Origin of the sequence: Cohnella sp., from assembly GCF_041641335.1 — a bacterium.
Taxonomy (GTDB): domain Bacteria; phylum Bacillota; class Bacilli; order Paenibacillales; family Paenibacillaceae; genus Cohnella.
Genome location: NZ_JBEPYQ010000097.1, coordinates 1 through 21,908, shown reverse-complemented (window position 1 = coordinate 21,908; position 21,908 = coordinate 1). Strand labels below are relative to the sequence as shown.

The window sequence follows — 21,908 nt, the reverse complement described above, 5'->3', positions numbered from 1 at the left end:
GACTGAAAAAACGTCGAAGGCTTCGTCTTAGTTTTGCCGTAGATTCATCGAATCGACAAAAGAATCGACGTCATTGCGACCGTCCTCCGCCTGAAAGGCACCGTGCACGATCTTGCGGAGCTCGAGCTCACGTATGCGCCTCCGTTCTCGTCGGCTAAAGATCCGGTCAATATGGCGGGTTACTTGGCGCAGAACGTGTTAAGCGGTTTGACCGAGGTAGCGGCGCCGAAGGATCTGGAATTGTACGATCCGGAGCGGCACATCCTCCTGGACGTAAGAACGGTTGCGGAATACGACCAAGGGCATATAGAGGGAGCGCGTCATCTTCCGGTCGACGACCTGCGAAGCAGAATCGGGGAACTGGATTCGGAGAAAGAAATTTGGGCTTACTGCGCCGTTGGCATGAGAGGGTATATAGCTTCTCGAATTCTGCAACAAAGAGGGTTTAGAGTAAAGAACATAACGGGAGGCTATCGAAGCTACTCTATGTCGAAGTTCGTTCCCAGTTAACGAAGGCCGAGTCGCCGCGGATCCGCGTCTTGATCGTGCTTGATCCTTCCTATCGAAGGGTTAAGAGCCGAGCGAAGTTCAGGGCCAGTCCTGTTTCTTCTCGGCTTTTTTTCTACCCGAATCTCCTGCCGCAATGATATAGTTTCAATAGAACAACTACGACTGGCAATTATCCAATCGCAATCCTCAACCATGAACGGAGGAAACAGACAATGGAGCAGGCTAAAATCAAGCTGCCGCGAAGCACGGCAGAAGCGCAAGGCATACGATCCGAAGCGGTTAAGGAGTTTCTGGACGATATCGCCGCTCAATCGCTCGAAGCGCACAGTTTCATGATCGTGCGGAATGGACATGTCGTAGCCGAGGGAGCTTGGGATCCTTATCGCTTAGAAGATAGGCACATGCTGTTCTCTCTTAGCAAAAGCTTCACCTCGACGGCGATCGGCTTCGCGGCCTCGGAGGGACTGCTGTCCTTGGACGATAAAGTCGCCCGTTATTTTCCCGATGATCTTCCGGATGGAACGTCGCCGCTGCTGGAGGAGATGCGCGTCCGCGATCTGCTGACGATGAGCACCGGACATGCGAAAGATACCGTGCCCCTTGGCAGCGATCAGTACGACGACAACTGGGCGAAGGCGATCTTGGGCCAGCCGGTCGTTCATCCGCCGGGAACCCATTTCGTCTATAACTCCGGGGCGACGTATCTTCTGGCCGTCATTTTGCATCGGGTAACCGGGGTTCCGCTCTTGGAATATTTGGGGCCGCGCTTGTTCGAGCCGCTGGGCATAGCGGACGCGACATGGGAGAAGTGTCCGCGAGGCTTTGCCGTCGGCGGTTGGGGATTGAGTATCGCCGTGGAGGATATCGCGAAGTTTGGCCTGCTTTATTTGCAGAACGGGATATGGGAAGGGAAAAGGATACTTCCGGAAGGCTGGGTAGAGGAAGCGACCTCCAAACACATCGACAACGGAAGCGACGCGAATAACGACTGGAATCAGGGATACGGGTATCAGTTCTGGCGATGTCGCCATGGCGCTTACCGCGGCGACGGCGCGTTCGGGCAATTTTGCATCGTGCTGCCCGAACAGGCCGCGGTAATCGCGGTGACTTCCGGCACGGGCAATATGGGCGGCATCATGCAGGCGGTGTGGGACAACCTGCTGCCGGCGATGGGTCCGGAGCCGGTCGGTGAGGACGTTCGAGCGGCTCAGTCACTGACGGAGCGGCTTCGGTCGTTGCGATACGGCCCGCCGGCCGCGGAAGCGTCCAATCCCGCTGCCGAACAGCGAATGAACGGAATTGCCTATCGATTAGACGCCAATCAGGCCCAACTGCAATCTATCGCCTTCTCGTTCGCCGACGACCGCGTCAGCGTCACGATGGCCAATCCGAGAGGGGAGCAGCGCATTGCGGCCGGGCGAGGCGTCTGGCTGGAAAGCGTCTGTTCTCTGCTGGGCGACACGGATCAGAAGGTCGCTGCAAGCCTCGTATGGAGCGATCCGGAGACGATAAAGCTGACGCTGCGTTTCGTGGAATCTCCGTTCACTTTCGACGTCGTCGTTCGTCCGACAGAAGACGGAGCCATCGAGGTCGGGATGCATGAGCACGCCGGCAATAACGACTATCCGACTATTTCGGGCAGGCCTTGAACGAGACAGAAAGGGAAACCTGGGGATAGCGCGACCTCCGGAATTACTCGAATTTAGACGGAGGAACCTTATAGTATTTCTTGAAAGCTTTCGAGAAGGTGAAAGGATCCGGATAGCCGAGCAAGCCCGCGATCTGCTGAATCGTATATTTCTTTTGATAGAGGTAGTCGCGGGCGCGGTTCATCCTGATCTGATAAATATACTGCCCCGGTGTAATTCCGAGAGCTTTCTTGAAGTAAGAGATGAAATACTTCTCCGATATGTCCGCGATCGACGCCAGTTCGTTCATCTTGATCGGCCGATGCAGGTGCTCGAACACGTAGCGGAAGACCGGCTGCAGCACGGCTACATTTTTCTCGGTTTTTCTCGGCCTTTTATCTTGTAGGAATTCGCCGGTATAGAGATCTTGACCGTGGAGCTCGATGATCTTGGCGATCACTGCGGTCAGGCAAGCTTTCAAGTATAATCGATTGCCGGCCAAATTGTCGCGCTCCCGCATTCGGCGGCAGGATCGGCTGAAAAGCTCGACTTCCTCCCGGATCAGCACGCTGGGGATGATTCCCGACAGTGGAAAGTCGCTCAAAATGCGTTGCTGTCCGCCGATTCCGTAATCGAAATGGACATAAATAAATCGGCATCCCTCTTCGTCGGTCGAAGCCGCATAAGGAACCTGGGGATAGAAGAATACGACATCCCCGGGAGCTGCCGTATGCTCGAATCCGTTGATCTGTATACGAACGGTCCCGGATTGAATCAACCACAGATCGTAGTCGTAATGAGTCTTATGTTCGATCCAATTTCCGTCGTGGGTTTCTTCCCTGTAGGAGTTCATGCGGATCGCAATGTACTCGGACAGCTCGTCGAAAATGCCAAGATCGTTCATCCCTCTCCCTCCCGTTTCTCCACCGCAGGACATACCTATCTTCTAAGCCACTATAATACAGTCAATATCCCGCATTGTAAATCGTACTTTTTGACATGAATCAGAAACTATCGCATATTCTCCTTTTTCCCCAATCTCCTATAATGAGGCTATAACCGATTGGGAGGGCTTATCGTGAACGATTCGATCGTCAAGCAACCGAAGGTCGTCGTACTTGGAGCAGGCAGTTTGTTTTTCGGGCGTCAGTCCATCTGGCAGATGGTGCATTCCCCTTATTTGAATAACGGCACGCTTGCTCTGGTAGACACGAACGAAGAGAAGCTGGCCAAGCTGGTCAAGCTCGCCAAGATGGTCGCGGAGGACAATGGGGTGCCGCTTAAAGTAGAAGGCTCGACGAACCGGCGGGATGTGCTGGAAGGAGCGGATTTCGTCGTGTTGAGCTTCGCGGAGGACACGGTGAAATACCGCGGCATCGACTGCGAGGTTTCCTTGAAGTACGGCATTCGGATGTGCTCGGGCGATACGATCGGGCCAGGCGGGATCTTCAGAGCAATGAGGGAACTGCCGGTCATTATGGATTGCGCCAAAGATATCGAAGGACTGTGCCCCGATGCCTGGGTGATCAATTACATCAATCCGTCAACGGTTCACGGGATCGCCTTGAGCCGATATGCGCCGAAATTGAAGTCGTTCGCGCTCTGCGACAGCCATCACATGCCGCACAAAAAAGCATATGACGCGATTCGCGCGGGAATTATCGGGGAGAAGAGCGAGTTTACCGCCGAGATCGATCGCAGATTCGATTACCGCGTGGCCGGAGTTAATCATTTTACGTGGCTGTTAAAGGCGCAGTTCGACGGAAGCGACGTCATGCCGCAAATCGCCGAGGCGTTAAAGAAGGCGGCCGGGACGGAAAGCAACGGGGGAGACACGGGGGCCAAAGCGCTTTATAACGATGCGATCACCTACGAGCTTTACGATATTTTCGGCTCCATTCCGACGTGTACGGGTCATACGAAGGAGTATGTCAGGTACTGGCAAGGACTGGGCAAGACGCAGGATGCCATTCCGCCGCTCTCCATCTGGGAGACGGAAGACCGGTACAAGCGTCACGAGGAGATGTGGAAACAAGTAGACGACTTTCTGACCGGCAACCGTCCGATCGCCGACTACATGCAGTCGTTCGGTCCCGATCACGCGACGGATATCATCGAGAGCATGGTGGGGAATTTGGGTAAGAAGTTTTTCGTTAATACGCTGAACCGGGGCGCGGTGACGAATATGAATGGCGACTCTTTCCTGGAGCTGCTATGCGAGGTTAGTCTGGATGGCGTCAAGCCGCTTCACGTCGGCGAGATGCCGAGGGGAGTTCGGGGCATGCAGGAGCTGGTGCTGGACACGCACGAGCTTACCGCGGAAGCTGTCGTGGAACGCAGCTTTGAGAAGCTGCGCAGAGCGATGATGACCGATCCGCTCGTCAATTCCATCCATGACGCCGATCAGATCATCAAGGAATTGCTGGAACGGGAAAAGGAAGTCATCCCCGTTTATTGGTACGAATAGTCCGATGGAAAAGGAATCCGGAAGTCTGCCAACCCGTCTTAACGGGAAGCGAACTTCCGGATTTCTCGCGTCATCCGAGACTGGACATGGGGATAGCGCGAGTATCTCTTAAGAGGTATGGAAATTGCAGCCGTTTTGCTATAAGGTGATAGAAGCAAAGGGATAAAACTACATAGACGGCGAGGGAAAGACATGAAGGTATTTTTGCGCCGAATGGCCTTGTTGTTGGCCGTACTCGCTCTGGCGGGCGGCCTGTTCGGAGGAGCGTCGGGTCATTCCGTCGAGGCGGCTGCGAGCAGGCCGGCGGCGACTTACGTTTCTCCGGAGCGTATTCAATTCGTCAGCTACAGCAAACAGTGGAACCAGCAGAAGCTGAAGGCGCTGTACGCCGAGCTGATGAAGAACATGCATGGCGAGGAACTGGGTTACCTGGGCAAGGTCGTACTGTCCACCGAGGACAATGAAGAGGAACTGGGCGTCGCGAACATGGGCTACTCGTGGACGGAGGACGACATGTCCGACATCGAGATGGACGAGCTTACGGAGATCGTTCTGTACGGCGCGGACGAGAATACGACCGTCGAGAGCATGGCAACGACATTAAGTCACGAGTACGGCCATCATTTTACTTATTATTGGCTGATTCGCAAAGAGAGGAAGCTGCCGAGCGATCCGACGACGAAGTGGGCGTCCATTCGCGGAATCAAGGGACAGCCGGTGCTGTTTACGGACGATCCCGACCATCCCGATTACACCCATTATTGGGACCCGGGCGAAATTATGGCCGACGACTATATGGCCTTATTCGGTTCTCCGACGGCGAAGCTTAGCATGGTCAACTCGCTCAGGACAGAGGGTGGCATCGGCTTCTATGGAGAAATAGAGAACGAGCAGTTGCCGCCGGTCATGACGCTGGCGGCGGTTCGCAGCTACTGGCTGAAGCTTAGCGGCATTAAAGACCCGCAGCCTCTCGTGCTTAAGGAGCCTAAGCTGAAGAAAATCGAGGCCGTGAAAAACCGGGCCGGCGGCATCGACCATAAGCTGATTTATGAGGCGGGATCCGTGAATTCGACTGTGGCCGCAAGGCTGCAATACATCGCGTATTGGGAGAATGAAGAGGAAGAGATTTTCGATTTCACGGAACTGACGACAGGCAAGCTGTCCATTGCCGTGTCGGGAGGGCTCCCTGAGACAAAGCTGACCTTCAAGATATACGCCTATGATCCCAAGACGAAGCAATTCGTGTACGCCAGACCGGTCGTGTACGACTTGTCCAAACCGAAAAATCCTGTTCTTTTGCGTAGATAGGCACGGGCGGAAGAAATGTCACAAGACGAAAAATCGTTCAGGGGGTTGGAGGCAGGCGATATGAATTCCGGACAACTGGATCGTATTTACTGGATCGAGACGATGAGACGCATCGCCGATCCGGTGTTGAATCATCTGGCAAGACGCGAGCTGAAGCTGAAAATGCCGATCGAAACGAGCGGCGAGGAAAGAGAGAAGTTCACGCACTTGGAGGCGCTCGGGCGGCTGCTGTGCGGCTTGGCGCCCTGGCTGGAGTCCGGAAGCGACGAAGATGAGGAAGGACGGCATCGCCGAGCTTGCGCGGAGCTCGCGCGCGCGGCGATCGATGCCGGCACCGATCCGGATTCGCCGGATTATATGAACTTTACTTATGGAGGCCAGCCGATCGTGGACACGGCCTTCCTCGCGCATGCGATTCTAAGGGCTCCGACGGAGCTGTGGGACAAGCTGGGCGGCAAAGTCAAAGCGAACGTGATCGCCGCCTTGAAGGCGACGCGAACGCGCAAGCCCGTATACAGCAACTGGCTGCTGTTCTCGGCGATGATCGAGACGGTCTTGTACCGGGCAGGCGAAGCTTGGGACCCGATGCGCGTCGATTACGCGATCCGCGAGCACGAGAACTGGTATAAGGGCGACGGGATTTACGGAGACGGACCGGATTACCACGCCGATTATTATAACAGCTTCGTCATTCAGCCGATGCTGGTCGATATTTTGGACGCCGTGCATTCTCTCGATTCGGAATGGAACGCGATCCGGGAGCGGGTGCTGCCTCGGGCTTCCCGTTACGCGACGCAGCTGGAGCGGCTCATCGCGCCGGACGGCACGTTTCCGCCGCTGGGCCGTTCGCTTGCCTATCGGTTCGGAGCGTTCCAGCATCTGTCGCAGATGGCGCTTCAGCATCGGCTGGAAGCGGCCGTTGAACCTTCCCAGGTACGCTGCGCGCTGACGGCGGTCATTCGCCGCACGATTGAAGCGCCGCATACTTTCGACTCGGAAGGCTGGCTAACGATCGGATTTTGCGGACACCAACCGGGCGTGGGCGAGCCTTACATCTCCACCGGGAGCTTGTATTTGTGCGCGGCGGTTTTTCTGCCGCTCGGCCTGCCGGTGAACGATCCGTTCTGGCAAGGCGAAGCCGCGTGGACGCAAGCAAAAGCATGGAGCGGCCTTCCCTTTCCGATCGATAAGGTGCTAAAGCTGTAACTATACCCGAAATTGAGCGCGGTATTCGGACGGCGGCATTGGGGCAGGCACGTACCGGGAACGAAGGATGTCTACATGTATGCCAGAACGAGGGTATACCATGCCAGCAGCGCGGACCGGAGAGTAGCGGACCCACAGCGAGATGGAGGGCAAAAGGCAAGTTCGCGCCGTGATGGACTTAATTCGCAAATACGGCCCCGACAACCGGGAGCTACAGGACGATTATCGATAGAGAATGTTGTCGTGCATGTATCCTCATCCGCTGCTATACGATCCTGAAAAGGACAGTATGTATGAGGCAGCTGCCGGAAGATACATGCACGTTTTTCTTTGTACGCCCCGCTTAATGTGCGCCCGCGAGCGACGATTTGATTGCCCCGATTGCCGTGGACGCAAGATTCTCTCATGGAGGAAACGAGAAACACTTGATCATCCAACGCCAGCCCGTACAAGCGATCCCTGCACCGCCGTTGCTCTTTTAATATTTTCAAGCTCGTCTATCCGTTCGAGAACGGGCCGCTTACCGGGGAGGTCTCCAATCGCCGGAGAAGGAGGCTTGCTTCCGGTTCCAGGCTCTGCGGCGCATTCGCCGGCGGCAGCCCCAGACGGCCCAGCAAGTATCGCGCCATGGCCAGATTGCCGCAGGCGTTCAGATGAAGCCAATCCCTCATCAGCTTGCGGTAATCGGACGGGGCGGTCCGATAGAACGGCTCGAAATGCGAGTATTGATCGACGAGAACGGTTCCCAGTTCATCGGCCGTTTGTCGGACGGCATCCATGGCGGCTTCGAAGCGCGGCCGGAAGCCGGGGATGCCGCTGTCTTCGTATACCGGGCAGTAATACGTCTGCAGAACCGGCTCGGCGCCGAAGGAGCGAACGATCGAGCAAATCCGCTGCAGATTCGTCTTGTACCGGTGAAGCGGCATCTCCGTAATCATATCGTTGCCGCCGATCGTCACGATGACCAGCGAAGGAGACAGAGGCTCGACGTCTCGTCCGATCCGGTCCAGCAGATGATCGGTCGTCTCTCCTCCGACTCCTTGGTTGATGACGGAGACATGGCTTCCGATATGTTCGCGCGCCTGAACGTGCAGCCATTCCGCCCAGCCGAGCCGCCCTTCGTTGTCCGCGGTCAGAGCTGTATTGCTTGAACCGAAAGCGACGAAACGCCGGGAGATTTCCGGGCGCTGCTTCCAATCCGACAGGTTCATGTTCGACATCCTTTCTTCTCGGTGAATGGGTCCCGCGGCTTTGCAGGCTTCCGTCAACCCAAAACGGACAGCCGCGCAGCCGTTAGCCGATCAGCAGAATCAAACCGCCCGCTATCGGCACCGCGACGACCGCTCCTTGCAGCAATCGTACGGGAACTCGCCCCGTCAGCTTGGCGCCCAGATAGGAGCCGAGCATGATGCTCGGGGCGACCGCCGCCAGCAGCCACGGATCCAGATGGCCCGTCCGGTAGTAGCCGAGCCCTCCGCCAAGCGCGATCGGAACGATAATCGCCATGGTCGTGCCCGCGGCCAGCCGCGCGGACAGACCCAGCACGGCGATCAGGCCGAGCTGGATGAACGGGGTGGAGCCGATTCCGAACAGCCCGGACATCGTGCCTGTGGCGAGTCCGATGCCGAGCGCGCCAAGCCGGCTCCGGAGCGTTTCGCGTTTCGCGGCGGCCGCCGGCTCCTCGGCTGCCGCCGCGACGCGCCGAGCTCCGAAGCGCAGCCTGAGCCACAGGGCCGCTCCGGACAGAATCAGCATGCTCGCGGTCAGCATGCCGAGCGTCCGGCCGGGGATGTCTACCGCGAGCCCGGAGCTCCACCAGGCTCCCGCCGCGCCGCCCGCCCCGGCGACGACGCCGATGCCCAGCCGCATGTTGCCCTGCCTGTAATGGCTGACCGCGCCGGAGAGCGAAGACAGCAGCATGGCCAGCAAGGCGGTTCCCAGCACGGTGTGGATCGAGTAGCCGAATCCGACCGTAAGGATGGAGATGATGAAGCCCGACCCGCCCGCGCCTACGAAACCGAGCAGCAATCCGATCGCGAACATGGATAGGGCGACTTGCACAAGCATGAGAGCGAGTCACTTCCTTTCCAATCTACGTCTAGTAAATCACAGTGAATCGGATAAGTGAAATGCATCATTTGCAGGATAATGATGTTATAATTGCATTGAAAAAGGAGGGCGAACGGATGGAATGGCAGCAGCTTGAATATTTCCGCGCGGCGGCGCAGGAAGAGCATTTCACGAAAGCGGCGGAGAGGCTCTCCGTCTCGCAGCCCGCGCTCAGCCGATCCATTGCCAAGCTGCAGCGGGAATTGGGGGTCGATCTGTTCGACAGGCAGGGGCGAACCGTCCGGTTAAATCGCTATGGCCGATCTTTCTACGCCAGAGCCGCGAGAATCTTGCAGGAGATGGAAGAGGCAAAGCTGGAGCTGCGTCAGCTGCAGCAGACGCAATTCGGCGAAGTATCGCTTGCCTGCCTGAAGTCGCTCGGAATTTCCTTCGTCCCCCGGCTGCTCGGCAGCTTCCGGGAACGCTATCCGCATGTCTCGTTTAAGCTGCATCAGGATTCGTCGTCGGCCATGCTGGAGCAGCTTCGTCGAGGAGAGACGGATTTCTGCTTGTCGGCGGTGATCGATACGGCGCCGGAGATCGCATGGCGGAGTCTGTGGACGGAGGAATTGTTCGTGTTCGTGCATCGAACCCACCCGTTCTCAGGCCGCAGGTCGGTCGAATTCGAGGAGATCGCCGACGAGAAGTTCATTGCCTTAAAGCCGGGCTTCAGCAGCAGGGCGCTGCTGGATCGGCTGTTCCTGGAGAACGGAAGGGAACCGCAGGTCGTCTTCGAAGGCGAGGAAACCATCGGCGTTCTCGGCTTTGTCGCCGCCAATCTGGGAATCGCCCTGCTGCCCCGGATCGACGGAGTGGCGATGAAGGACGCGGCCGCGCTGTCGCTGGCCGATCGTTCCCCGCATCGCACGATCGGACTCGCTTGGCGCAAGGATCGTGCCTTGCCGGCGGCGGCTTCGCTTTTTCGCGAGCACCTGATCGCGTTCAGCCAAGGGACGCTTTCTCCGGCTGAGCGAGGGGCCGGAGCTTTCCCGCGATAGGCGGTTGCGCCGGCTGCGCTCGCTGCATGTTCGAAGCGGAAGAAAACTGGCCAAATGAATCAAGGATACTCTTGACAAAAACGAGGAGGTCAGTATATATTCTTCATGAAAGCGCTTCATTTAAATGTAACCCGTTTCACTCGCGAAGGAATCCGGATGCTTCAATGGACAGCATCCTTGTTTTTTCGACAATATGTAACCGGATTCATGAAACGGGTTACATAATAAAGAGAGCAGCAACTGCAAGAGGCGCAAGGGCTCCCGGGTTTCGTGAAGAAGGAGGAGATAAGAATGTTGCCAAGCATTTCCCCCATTCAATTGTCTCAAGAGGCTCTTCGGATTCGCGGACAGGCGAAGCTCGTCCTATGCGCTTCCGCCTTTTATTTCCGAATTCCCCGGGAGCGTTGGGCGAAGCGGTTGGCCGCGCTCCGGGCGTACGGGTACGATTGCGTCGACGTTTACTTTCCCTGGAACTTCCACGAAGAGTCGGAAGGGAAGTGGAGCTTCGACGGAGACCGGGATGCCGACGCTTTCCTGGAAGCGGTTCGGGAAGCCGGCTTGCTCGCCGTCGCCCGCCCCGGTCCGTACATCTGCTCGGAATGGGACGGAGGCGGCCTTCCCGCCTACTTGCTGGCCGAGGACGGCATTCGCCTGAGGGATAACGATCCCGTCTACCTTCGGCACGTGTCCCGTTGGTTCGACCGCATCCTGCCGATTCTGCGTCGGTACCAGCTGTCCGAAGGCGGCCCGATCCTCTGCGTACAGCTCGAGAACGAGCTGGATTTCTACGGCTGCCAGGACCCTGCCGGCTACATGAAAGCGCTGCGGGACATGGCGCTTCGACATGGGATCGAGGTGCCGCTGATTGCCTGCGCCGGGCAAGGTGGGCTGTACGAGGCGACCGGCGACGCGGAGGAAGTCGTTCCGGCGTGCAACTTCTATCCGAACGATCGCGATCCCGAGTTCGAGGAGAAGGTGCTCCGCTACCGGGAACGGCTGGCGGAACGGAACTATCCGCTGCTCGTGACCGAGACGAACCGTTCCCATTTCCTGCTGCGCCGACTGCTGTCCTGCGGCGTCAAGCTGCTCGGTCCGTACCTGCAAATGTCGGGAACGGACTACGGCTTCTCGAACGCGACCAACAATTGGGGCGATCCGCTCGCCTTCCTGACGTCCGACTATGATTTCGGAGGGATGATCTCGCCCGAAGGCCGCATTCGCCCGGAAGCTTACGAAGGCCGCCTTCTGAGGCGGCTCATGGACGCTTACGGCGAATCGCTCGCCGAGGCGGTTCCGCTGGCCGCCCCCCCGGCAATCGGCGTCGAAGAAGAGGCGTCCCAAGCCGTCCTCGGTCCCCGGGCGCTCGGACTAAGCCGCGGAGGGCAGCTCGTATTCCTTCATCATGCGGGAGAGCGAACGCAAGAGGAGCCGCACAGGGCCGAGGCCATTCCGCTCCGTCTGCCGGACGGGCGAATCGTTCCTCTTCGGCTGGCGGCCGGGGGCTCGGTCGCGCTGCCGACGAATGTACCGATTGCCGAATGGGGAACGCTGCTGCATTCGACCGCGGAGCTGTTCCTGCGGCAGGAAGACGAGAGCGGTCTGCTGATCGCGTTCCATGCGGAAGGAGCGGGGGAGCTGGCGATCGGCGATTGCGCCGAAGCGCTCGTCTGGGAGACGGAAGGAGCGGAGCCAGCCAACGACGGCAGCCGTATCCGATTCGCATTCGGAGAACAGCGGCCGGCATGGATTCGCGCAACCAAGTCGGACGGCTCCCGCTTGACGCTGGCGATCGTCGACAGGGAGACCGCCTTAACGGCCGAGCGGATCGGAGCGGACGGGGAGATCGAGTCGAAGCCGCGCGAGCGGTATGACGGCCGGCCCGTCGAGACAGCTATGCGGTGGACGGCGGCTTCGGCCGATCCGACCGCTCCGCTGGGCGGAGCCGAGCTTCGCTCCGTCCCGCGCCTGGACTTCCTGGAGAAGCATGGCGTCTATCGGGGCTACGCCTGGTATGAAGCCGAACTCGGGGAAGCCGCCGCTGGCAAGCGGACGGGATGGCTGCTGCGCCGGGCGAGCGACGTCTTGTCGCTATACGCCGACGGCGCTTACCGCGGCACCTACGTTCCGGGAGGGGCTGACCGCTACGTGGATTCGCCGGACACGGCCGTCCGCAAGCTGGCCGTCCGCGCGGAAATCTGGGGACATTCCAACTTCCACGATGTCCGTCTGCCCGGGCTCGATATTTCGTCGGCGAAGGGGCTGAAGGACGTCGTGTCCGTCGCCAAGGTACATCGGCTCGGAGGCAACTGGCGAACGCGATACGTCGGAGGGGCGGATCGGGAACGGCTCGCCGAATGGGCGAGCCCGGAGCTGGACGACCGCTCCTGGACGATCGCGGGCTTCGGCGGCTGGCTGTCTTCGGAGAGGCCGGCGCTCGAATGCTTCAGGCGGTCGTTCCCGGCCGCGGCGGACGCCGATTCGTGGACGGTTCATTTTGACGGATTGCAGGGAAGGGTTCGTCTTTACGTGAACGGAGTCGACGCGGGCCAAGTCGATCCGTACGATCCTTATCTGGACGTAACGCCGTACGTCGTTCCGGGAGAGGCCGCGCTGCTGGCAGCGTTCCTGGAGCGGACGACGGAAGCCGGGGCGGGAGACGCGGTCGTCTACGAAGGGAATGCGGCGCGGAAGTGGAGGCTGGCCGGAGCGGCAGAACGAGAGCTTGCGGCCGAAGCGCGCGTCCGATCGGGCGAAGCGTCGGAAGATGCCGCCGAATGGCCCTGCCGGCTGGAGCCGGGAGAGATGCGCTGGCTGTTCGCGCCGCTTCCCGCCTCTCCGAGCGACGAAGGCTGGCGTGTCCGCGTCCGCGGCTCGGGGCTGAAGCTCAGCGTCCTGGTCGGCGACCGTCTCGTCTCGCGCCTGTGGCTTGAAGGGGGAACGGAGCGTCCGATCATAAGCGGGGGAGACGCGGGTTCGTTCTGGATTCCCGGTCCATGGCTCGGCGACGGAGGTTCCGGGGAACGGCTGTCGCTTCTGCTCGAGGCGATCGACGCGGACGCGGAAGGCGTGCTTGAACGGCTCGATTTTATACCGGCCTGACCATTCCGGAAGGAGGTGCCGCCGATGCGGCTGCAACGGCTTTGGACCCATCGCACGCTGCTGCTGATGTGTTTTCCCGCCATCGTTTTCTTCCTTATCTTCGCTTACTTGCCGATGCCGGGCTTATACCTTGCTTTCATAAAGTACAACTACACCGACGGGATCTTCCGCAGTCCGTTCGTCGGATGGGAGAATTTCCGCTTCCTGGTCATTAACGGAGATTTGGCGCGCCTGACGATCAACACGATTTTATACAATCTGGCCTTTATTCTGATCGGCAACGCTCTACAAGTGTTCGTGGCCGTGCTGCTCAATGAGCTGCGGAGAAAATGGTTCAAAAAAATCGCCCAGACGTTTCTCTTCCTGCCCTACTTCATCTCCGCCGTGCTCATCGGGCTGATCGCGTACAATTTTCTCAGCTACGACTACGGGGTACTGAACAGCTTCCTGGTGTCCGTCGGACTCGATCCGGTTAAAACCTACTCCAATCCGAACATCTGGCCTTTCATCATCGTCATCGTGTACCTGTGGCAGACGACGGGTTACGGTTCGATCATTTACTTCGCCGCGATTATGGGTCTCGACAACGAGATCGTCGAAGCCGCGGAGATCGACGGAGCGAACGCGCTGCAGCGCATCGTCCACATCATCCTTCCCTGGCTCAAGCCGACGTTCATCATCCTCCTTCTGTTCTCGCTCGGCGGCGTCCTGAAGGGCAACTTCGGACTGTTCTACAATCTCGTCGGCGCCAACAACACGATGCTGTACCCGACCACCGACATTATCGAGACTTACGTTTTCCGCACGCTCATGAACAATTTCAATTTCTCGACGGGAAGCGCCGTCAGCCTGTACCAGTCCGTCTTCGGCTTCGTCATCGTCGTAACCTGCAACTGGGTCGTCCGCAAAACATCCCCGGACCATTCTTTGTTCTAGGAGGGCGAAAACAATGGAACAGATTTCCCGCAGCATTCGATCGAGCGCGTCGGAGCGTCTCGTCCGTTTCGTCGGCTACGGTTTTATCGGCGCGTTCGCCCTCGCGTGCGTGATGCCCTTCGTGCTCGTCCTGGGCACGTCGCTCACTTCCGAGCGTTCTATCCAATCGAACGGCTTCAATTTCTGGCCGAAGGACTTCACCGTGTTCGCGTACCGGATCGTTTTCGAGAACCCGAAACTCGTGATCGGCGCGTACTTCGTGACGATTGCCCTCACCGTGCTCGGAACCGCGATCGGACTGTTTCTCGTCGCTATGACGGGATACGCGCTGCAGCGACCGGATTTTCCTTATCGGAACCGGATATCCTTCTATATCTATTTCACGACTTTGTTTTCCGGAGGACTTGTCCCGTTCTATCTGCTCATGACCCAGTATCTCAGCCTGAAAAACAACTATCTCTCGGTGCTCCTGCCGGGCCTGCTCACTCCTTTCCTCATCATCATGATGAAAGCTTTCGTGCAGTCGATCCCGCATGCGATTACCGAATCCGCGAAGATCGACGGAGCGGGGGACTTCACGATTTTCCGCCGGCTGATTCTGCCGATGACGACTCCCGCCTTGGCGACGATCGGACTGTTCATCGCGCTCGGTTACTGGAACGAATGGTACAACGCGATGCTGTTCCTGACCTCCGACGTGGAATACCGGCCTCTTCAGCTGTTTCTGTACAACGTGATCACCAGGGCGGATTTTATCCGCAATTCGTCGGCCGCATCCAACGTTCCGCTGCGCGACATGCCGCTCGAATCGATGAAGATGGCTACGGCGATCGTGGCGACGGGGCCGGTCATTCTGTTCTATCCGTTCGTGCAACGGTATTTCATTAAGGGCCTTACCGTCGGGGCGGTCAAAGGCTGAAGCCGGGGCCGCAGGCGGTCGAAGCCATGCAAGAGCAAGATGTGCCGGAGACGCCGCAACAGGCAGCTCCTTCACATAGGAATGAAACCGGTTACAGATATGGTGTGGAAAAATCGAAATCCCAGGGGAGGAAAAAAGGATGTTCAGAGGGAAGAAATTTCTGTTCATGGCACTATCGCTCGTTCTGGTCGTCGCTCTGGCCGCTTGCAGCGGCAGCAATAGCGGAGGAAACAAGGGGAGCGCCGAATCGTCGGGCGGCCAGTCTCAATCCGCCAGCGCCTCTAAAGGCGAAGGGGGCGTAGACACGTCCAAGTTCGTGAAGATCAGCTATCTGGTGCTCGGGGACAAACCGACCAACGGCCAATTCGAGAAAGTGTTCGAGAAGGTCAACCAGCTGATGAGGGAGAAAATCAACGCGGAGCTGGAGTGGAAATGGATCGAATGGGCGGACTGGCAGACGAAATACAACTTGACGCTCGCTTCGGGAGAGGCGATCGACCTGATCACGATCGCGACGGACTGGCTCGATACGTGGAACAACGCCCAGCGCGGCGCGTTCATGAACATCGACGACCTGCTGCCGACATTTGCGCCCCGGACTTGGGAATCGATTCCTCCGGAGGACTGGGACGAGAGCAAGTTCAACGGCAAGATCGTGCTCATTCCCGAGAACGATTTTACCCAGTGGGTCAACCACGGCATCTATTATCGCGGCGATTGGGCGAAGGAAGCCGGCATCAACGAGCCGATCAAGGATTTCGAGACGCTCGGCAAGTACTTCCAGTACGTGAAGGACAACAAGCAGGGCGTCGTGCCTTGGGATACGCAATCGGGCGGCGTCGGACCTTATATCGGCTTCGCCCAGTCGTATACGGATATGCTGGAGCTGCCGATCGGCACCGGGTACTTGCCGGTATTCCATGCCAAATCGTATGACGAGAAATATACGGCGACCAGCCCGATCTTCGACGACGTGTTCCTGAAAATGGCGACGATGACGAAGGAATGGGCTGACAAAGGCTATTGGCGCGAAGACGTTCTGAACTACAAAGGGGATACGCGGTCGCTGCTGAGGGCCGGACTGACCGCAGCGGACCAGCACCATACGCAGACCTACGCTTCGCTACGGGTAAACATGGACAAAGACCAGCCGGGCTCCGAGCTGCTCATGTTCCCGTTCTCCCGCACGCGCGGCAATCTGCCGGAGCTGTCCATTACGCACGGAGGCACTTCCGTGGGCGCGCACAGCAAGAATCCGGAGAGAGCGCTGATGGCGTACGATCTGATCCGCAACGACAAGGAAATCTATCAACTGATCAACTTCGGGCTCGAAGGGGTTCAATACGAAATCAAGGACGGCAAGCGGGTTCTTCCCGACGGCTACGACGAAGCCCGGGATGCCTATTACTCCGATTTCTGGGGCGGACGCGTCGATCGGTTCGAGATTCCGTCGGATACGGTATGGGACGGCATCTCCACGCTTTACGAGGAGTACGACGGCTACAAGGAGCCCTATCCGTACGGCCGGTTCATTTTCGACAAGTCCAAGATCGACGCCGAGTTGACGGCCAACTCCCAGGTGACGGGAGAGCTGGGACCCGCGATCGTCTGGGGCAAAGCCGGCGACCCGGCCAAGGCGGTCGAAGAGTTCCGCGCCAAGCTGAAGGCGGCCGGATACGACAAAGCGGTCGAGGAAATTCAACGGCAGCTGGACGAATTCAAGAAACTCGTCGAAGGCTAAGCGGAACCGGTCGTCCTCCTATGAATTTCTTTCCAAGGTTAGGCGGGAAATGCTATGATGAACGAAAAAGCTGGCCGAGTTAAGGATGGATGGTTTTGAAGCAGGTAACGATCTACGATATCGCTCACGAAGCGAGAGTCTCGGTCGCGACGGTGTCGCGGGTGCTCAACAACACCGCACCCGTCAAGGGCGCGACCCGGGACAAAATTATGGAGCTGATCCACAAATACCAGTACCAGCCGAACGCGCTTGCCAGAAGCCTGTCAAAGAAAGAGACGGGAACGATCGGCGTCATCGTGCCGGATATTACGAATCCGTTCTTTCCCGAAGTGTTCTCCGGAATCGAGAAGGAAGCGCGGGACAAAGGGTACACGTTCCTGCTGTGCGATACGATCGGCAGCTACGAGCGGGAGTCGCAGTATTTGAACATTTTGCGGGAGAAGCAGGTGGACGGCATCTTGTTCATGGGAGGCCGAATCAATCTGTCCCGCTGCAGCACCGAGCTGGCCGAGGAGGTCCAGGAGGCGGCGAGCCGCACTCCGCTCGTGCTCATCAACGGCAACCTGCCGGGCAGCTCGCTGCACCGCGTCTACATCGACGAGACGATGGGCGCGGAGATGGCGACCCGTCATCTGATCGCGCTGGGGCATCGGGAGATCGCGTTTATCGGCGGGCACGACAACATGTCGACGACGGCGCAGAAGGTCCGGGCGTTCAAGAAGGTGATGAGGGAGCACGGATTGGATACTCCCCGGGAGTGGGTGCTGAACGAGGACTTCTCGATCGAGTCCGGACAGCTTCTCATGAAGCGTCTGCTGGAAGGGGCTCGCAAGCCGACCGCGGTGTTCTGCGTGAACGATTTTACGGCGGTCGGCGCGGTGAAGACGGCGACACGGGCGGGGTATCGCGTTCCCGAGGACATCTCGATCATCGGCTTCGACGACATTCCGCTCGCGACCGCGATCAATCCGGAGCTGACGACGGTCTCCCAGAAAATGGAGACGCTCGGGCGCATATCGGTCCAGGTGCTCCACAAGCTGATCGGCAAGGAGAAAGTAAAGAAGCAGACGGTTATCGAACCGGAGCTGATCGTTCGGGAGAGTACTTCGGCGCGTTGAAGCGGATAGTCGGCAGCTTGCGCCCGGACGGCGGCGATGCTCGTCCCAAGCAAGAAGCAAGAAAGGACAGCGGCGGCTGTCCTTTCTTTGTCGTTCCGGCGACTTAAGCCTTGCAGCCCGCGAAATTCAGGCCTGATGGCAGGCGCCGTTAGAGGCTAACGAATATACTTGCTGATCGTGTCAATCAGCTTGTCCCGTTCGGACGGCTTGGTCAAATATTCGGAGACGCCGAGCGCGTAACCCCGTTGCCGGTCGCTCAGCATCGTCCAGACGACGACCGGAATATCGGCGGTGTCCGGGTCGCTCTTCAGCGTCGCAAGCACGTCCCAGCCGTCGGTCTCGGGCATGAGAATATCGAGGCAGATGACGGCCGGCCGCCGATTCTTGGCCATGCGGATGCCTTGCGCCCCGGTACCGGCGTAAGCCATGCTCCAGCCGGTTTTGGCGATATACCGCCGCATCAGCTCGCTGTTGGAGGCCTCGTCGTCAATCAACAAAATGTCGATCGTACCGGACTCGTTCGGAGCGTTCGCTTCGTCCTCCGCCTCAGAAGACGGCACATCGCGGGACTCCTCCGCCATAATCGGCAGCCAGCAGGTGAAGCCGGTGCCGATGCCCGGCTTGCTGTCCACGCGGATGTCGCCGCCCATCATCTGGCTGAGACGATGGCTGATCGCCAGCCCGAGACCTGTGCCGCCGTATTTGCGCGTCGTCGAGGCATCGGCCTGCGTGAACGGGTGGAACAGCTTCTCCATCTGCTCCGGCGTCATGCCGATTCCCGTATCCTGCACATGAAAGCTGTAGCCGGCGGCGTCATCCCGCGTTTCTTGGAAAATGCGCAAGGTAATGACGCCCGCATCGGTAAACTTGTTCGCATTGCCCAGCAGATTGATCAGAATCTGCCGCACCTTGAGCACATCGGTCGTAATATCGTCCTGCTCCACGCACTCGTAGTGCAGTTGATTTCCTTTCTCCTCTACCAGAGGCCGAATCGTAGTGACCACGTCCTGGATCAGGCTGGGCAGGCTGCACGTTTCCAGATGCAGATCCATCTTGCCGGCCTCGATCTTGGAAATGTCGAGAATATCGTTGATCAAGGCGAGCAGATGGTTGCCCGCCTTGCTGATTTTTCCCAAATCCTCGACGAACACCGTTTCGCCAAGCTCCTCGGCTTCTTCCCGCAGCATTTCGCTGTAGCCGATAATCGCATTCAGAGGCGTGCGCAGCTCATGGCTCATATTGGCGAGAAACTGGCTCTTGATCATGCTGGCTTTGACGGCCTCGTCCCGCGTCCTGGCCAACTGCTCGGTACGTTCGGCCAACGCTTCTTCGGCTTTGACCCGGTCGGTAATATCGCTGCGGATCGAGATGAACTGGCGCGGCTTTCCGTCGTCGTCGAGGAAAGGGACGATCGTCGTATTCATCCAATACTCCGTGCCGTCCTTCGCGCGGTTTTTGACCTCTCCCCGCCACACTTCTCCGCTTTTGATCGTGCTCCACATCTGTTGGAAGAAAGCTTTCGGATGATAGCCGGAATTGATGACGCGGTGCGTCTTGCCGAGCAATTCATGCTTTTCGTATTTGGATATTTCGCAAAACTTCTCGTTGACGTAAGTAATGACCCCGGCGCGGTCGGTAATGGCGACGATCGACGACTCGTCCAGAGCCTTCTCGATGTCGCGCAGATTTTCCATCGTCTGCACGAGCTTAAGCTTATGTTCCTTGCGCTCCGATAGGTCCGTGCCGATGGCGATCGACTGCTGCGCGACTCCTTGTTCGTCGACGAGCGGAATGACGGTCAGCGTAAGCCAGACGTGGTTGCCGTCCTTGGATTCGATGCGCGCTTCTCCCTTCCACGTCCTCCCTTGGTCGATCGTCTGCCGCATTTCTTCCAGGGAATGGTCGGGATGCGCGTCGTTAATCAGCGATTCGTACGTTCGGCCGATCAGCTCGTCGGGAGCATACTTCGAGATAGAGCAAAACTGCGGATTGACATAAGAAAAAGCGCCGCTGCGATCCAAGATGGCCACGATGGAAGATTCCTCTAGAGCGGATACCGGAAACATGACATCTCTGATATTCGATAACATGGTTGTCCACTTCGCTTTCCTGCGTTATGCCAACGGTAGATTCCAGTGTTTGGAACGAGTTTTAACGCTCTCATTGTAGCATACGACAATTTTCTACAAAAGCGGTTTAGCTCGTCCAAAAGTTCTTTCTACCTATCCAGCAGCCGGAGCTCCTTGGCCTGCTCGATCGCTTTGATGCGCCGGTTAACCTTCAGCTTGGCGAATATATTTTTGACATGCACCTTAACCGTGCCGACGGCGATGATCAGGCGATCGGCGATCTCCTTGTTGGACAACCCCGCCGCGAGCAGAGCGAGCACCTCCAGCTCCCGTTCCGTGAGCGGCTCCTCCATCAAGTCGGCGGTGGCCGGGGAATTCTCCTCCATCCTGGGATCTGCGTACGATGACGGGGCCGAAGAGCTCTGGAGCGCGCACAGCATCATGCCCTGCGACGCCATGGCGAGAAGAACGGAGAGACGGTCGGAGGCGAACACTCCGCCGGTAAGCTTGTTCTCCAGATATAGGACGCCCAGCAGGCTGCCATGAACGGTAACGGGAACGCATAGCGCCGATTGAGGCCGGTGCTTCCCGATATAAGGGTTGTGAACCAGCCAGCTTTCCTCGTCTTTGGAGTATCGGACGTTCTCTCTCGTTCGGAAGACGTAGCGGATAAGGCCCTCCGGCACAAGAGAGCTGTCCGCCAATTCCATCGGCAGGGAAGGAGAGCCGGCCTCCGAATCCGCGTAGGCCTGAATATGCAGCGTGTCCTGTTTGCCGGTGACGAGAGCGCCCTTGCTTGCGCCTGCATGTTTCACAAGGGTGCCCATGATTTCGGCGAGCACCGTATCCATGTCCATGCGGTTCGCGATCGTCTGGGTCGTCGTTAGAATGGCGGTGAGATCGACGCCGTCGAGGGAGTAAGTCTCGCCTGGCATGCTCGATGTCGCCGCGACGTAATCGATAACGTCAAGACGGCCTGCCGGAGCCGTCTCGTCGCACTCCGTCGCGGAAACCGCGTTCTCCCGACACCGCAGTTCCCGCAGCCTCTTCTCCGTCTGGCGGATCTTCAACGGCATCTCCCACTGCTTGTATCCTTCCAAGGCTGTCTGCAAGTAATAGATCGCCGTCGTTCTCTTGCCGCATCCTTCGTAGTAGTTGGCGGCAAGCTCCCCCGCAAGGCCGACGACGCGGAAGTCCCCGCCCTCTCTGGCTTCCCGGATCGCTTTGTCGTATCCTTCCTCGGCGGGCTCGGACTTTCCGGTCGCCCGCGCCCGCTCGGCTTCGAGCAGAAGCTGCCTGGCTCGAAAGTTGTCAGGGCTCCACTTCGTCCATTTTTCGAAGCGCCGATGAGCGCGGACGAGCCGTTTCTCCGTTAACGGGCTTCGTTGCGACCGGGCGTGGATTTCCGCTGCGGCGAGCGTCTCGTAGAACAGGCATTCCGGCAAATGCGGCAGGTGGGTGGCGTAATCCTCGTAAGCTTCCGCTTGGCAAGCCCAACGAGCGGCTTCTTCGAAGTCGCCCAAAAAATAGGAGAGCTGGGCTTTATACGTACTGAATTGAAACAGAGTGGTGGCCGACGTTTCCTCCTGGCGAATTCGCTCCAGAAACGCCTCTTCGTCGAAGTCGGGACCGCTGAACGAATCCGGGGCTTCCGTCTTCTCCTGAAGAGCGAGAATCACTTGCTGATACAGATAGAAGTTCTGTCTGACGAACTCGTCCTTCGTCGTATCCAGCACCGACATGTAGTCGGCGATCGTTCTCGCCAGTTCGCTGAGTGACGCTCGCGTGTACAAGGAATTG

The 21,908-nt window shown here is 58.2% G+C and carries 16 protein-coding genes; 11 read left to right on the top strand and 5 right to left on the bottom strand.

What is annotated here, in order from left to right:
- Positions 1-102: 102 nt before the first annotated feature.
- Both ACESLM_RS24980 and ACESLM_RS24975 read left to right on the top strand, forming a co-directional pair.
- Complete coding sequence (locus ACESLM_RS24980) at positions 103-510, top strand: rhodanese-like domain-containing protein (RefSeq protein WP_372635813.1); 408 nt, start codon at positions 103-105, stop codon at positions 508-510.
- Positions 511-722: 212 nt separating this feature from the next.
- Positions 723-2,159 (top strand): serine hydrolase domain-containing protein, encoded by a 1,437-nt coding sequence (locus ACESLM_RS24975; RefSeq protein WP_372635810.1) that lies wholly within the window; start codon positions 723-725, stop codon positions 2,157-2,159.
- A 43-nt stretch (positions 2,160-2,202) separates the two neighbouring features.
- Here the strand turns inward: ACESLM_RS24975 and ACESLM_RS24970 are convergent, their stop codons facing one another.
- Positions 2,203-3,042, bottom strand: coding sequence for a helix-turn-helix domain-containing protein (locus tag ACESLM_RS24970; protein ID WP_372635807.1), 840 nt, complete (start codon positions 3,040-3,042; stop codon positions 2,203-2,205).
- Positions 3,043-3,216: 174 nt separating this feature from the next.
- Here ACESLM_RS24970 and ACESLM_RS24965 point away from each other — a divergent pair, with 174 nt between their 5' ends.
- The 3 genes from ACESLM_RS24965 (at position 3,217) to ACESLM_RS24955 (ending at position 7,119) form a co-directional block, all read left to right on the top strand.
- On the top strand, positions 3,217-4,605 hold the full coding sequence (locus ACESLM_RS24965) for a family 4 glycosyl hydrolase (protein WP_372635805.1): 1,389 nt from the start codon (positions 3,217-3,219) through the stop codon (positions 4,603-4,605).
- A gap of 192 nt (positions 4,606-4,797) precedes the next feature.
- Complete coding sequence (locus tag ACESLM_RS24960) at positions 4,798-5,913, top strand: hypothetical protein (protein ID WP_372635802.1); 1,116 nt, start codon at positions 4,798-4,800, stop codon at positions 5,911-5,913.
- Positions 5,914-5,973: 60 nt separating this feature from the next.
- Positions 5,974-7,119 (top strand): DUF2264 domain-containing protein, encoded by a 1,146-nt coding sequence (locus ACESLM_RS24955; protein WP_372635799.1) that lies wholly within the window; start codon positions 5,974-5,976, stop codon positions 7,117-7,119.
- A gap of 497 nt (positions 7,120-7,616) precedes the next feature.
- Here ACESLM_RS24955 and ACESLM_RS24950 read toward each other — a convergent pair whose 3' ends face one another.
- The gene (locus ACESLM_RS24950) at positions 7,617-8,330 is read right to left on the bottom strand and encodes an SGNH/GDSL hydrolase family protein (protein WP_372635796.1); all 714 of its coding nucleotides are present in this window, start codon (positions 8,328-8,330) and stop codon (positions 7,617-7,619) included.
- A gap of 82 nt (positions 8,331-8,412) precedes the next feature.
- Positions 8,413-9,186, bottom strand: a complete 774-nt coding sequence (locus ACESLM_RS24945) for a sulfite exporter TauE/SafE family protein (RefSeq protein WP_372635793.1) — start codon at positions 9,184-9,186, stop codon at positions 8,413-8,415.
- 119 nt (positions 9,187-9,305) lie between these two features.
- On the opposite strand from ACESLM_RS24945, the gene ACESLM_RS24940 reads away from it, so the two are divergent.
- The 6 genes from ACESLM_RS24940 (at position 9,306) to ACESLM_RS24915 (ending at position 18,039) form a co-directional block, all read left to right on the top strand.
- Complete coding sequence (locus ACESLM_RS24940; protein ID WP_372635790.1) at positions 9,306-10,226, top strand: LysR substrate-binding domain-containing protein; 921 nt, start codon at positions 9,306-9,308, stop codon at positions 10,224-10,226.
- 291 nt (positions 10,227-10,517) lie between these two features.
- A complete protein-coding gene (locus ACESLM_RS24935; RefSeq protein ID WP_372635786.1) occupies positions 10,518-13,325 on the top strand; it encodes a beta-galactosidase in 2,808 nt (935 codons plus the stop codon).
- 24 nt (positions 13,326-13,349) lie between these two features.
- Positions 13,350-14,261, top strand: a complete 912-nt coding sequence (locus tag ACESLM_RS24930; RefSeq protein WP_372635783.1) for an ABC transporter permease — start codon at positions 13,350-13,352, stop codon at positions 14,259-14,261.
- A 13-nt stretch (positions 14,262-14,274) separates the two neighbouring features.
- Positions 14,275-15,180: a carbohydrate ABC transporter permease gene (locus ACESLM_RS24925; protein ID WP_372635781.1), complete on the top strand. Its 906-nt coding sequence runs from the start codon at positions 14,275-14,277 to the stop codon at positions 15,178-15,180.
- A 139-nt stretch (positions 15,181-15,319) separates the two neighbouring features.
- Entirely contained in the window at positions 15,320-16,921 is a 1,602-nt protein-coding gene (locus ACESLM_RS24920; RefSeq protein WP_372635779.1) for an ABC transporter substrate-binding protein, read from the top strand.
- 95 nt (positions 16,922-17,016) lie between these two features.
- The gene (locus ACESLM_RS24915) at positions 17,017-18,039 is read left to right on the top strand and encodes a LacI family DNA-binding transcriptional regulator (RefSeq protein ID WP_372635776.1); all 1,023 of its coding nucleotides are present in this window, start codon (positions 17,017-17,019) and stop codon (positions 18,037-18,039) included.
- A gap of 155 nt (positions 18,040-18,194) precedes the next feature.
- On the opposite strand, the gene ACESLM_RS24910 is transcribed toward ACESLM_RS24915, so the two are convergent.
- On the bottom strand, positions 18,195-20,069 hold the full coding sequence (locus ACESLM_RS24910) for a PAS domain-containing hybrid sensor histidine kinase/response regulator (RefSeq protein WP_483862607.1): 1,875 nt from the start codon (positions 20,067-20,069) through the stop codon (positions 18,195-18,197).
- A gap of 188 nt (positions 20,070-20,257) precedes the next feature.
- Positions 20,258-21,908: LuxR C-terminal-related transcriptional regulator (locus ACESLM_RS24905; RefSeq protein WP_372635774.1), on the bottom strand; the 1,651-nt coding region annotated here is incomplete at its 5' end.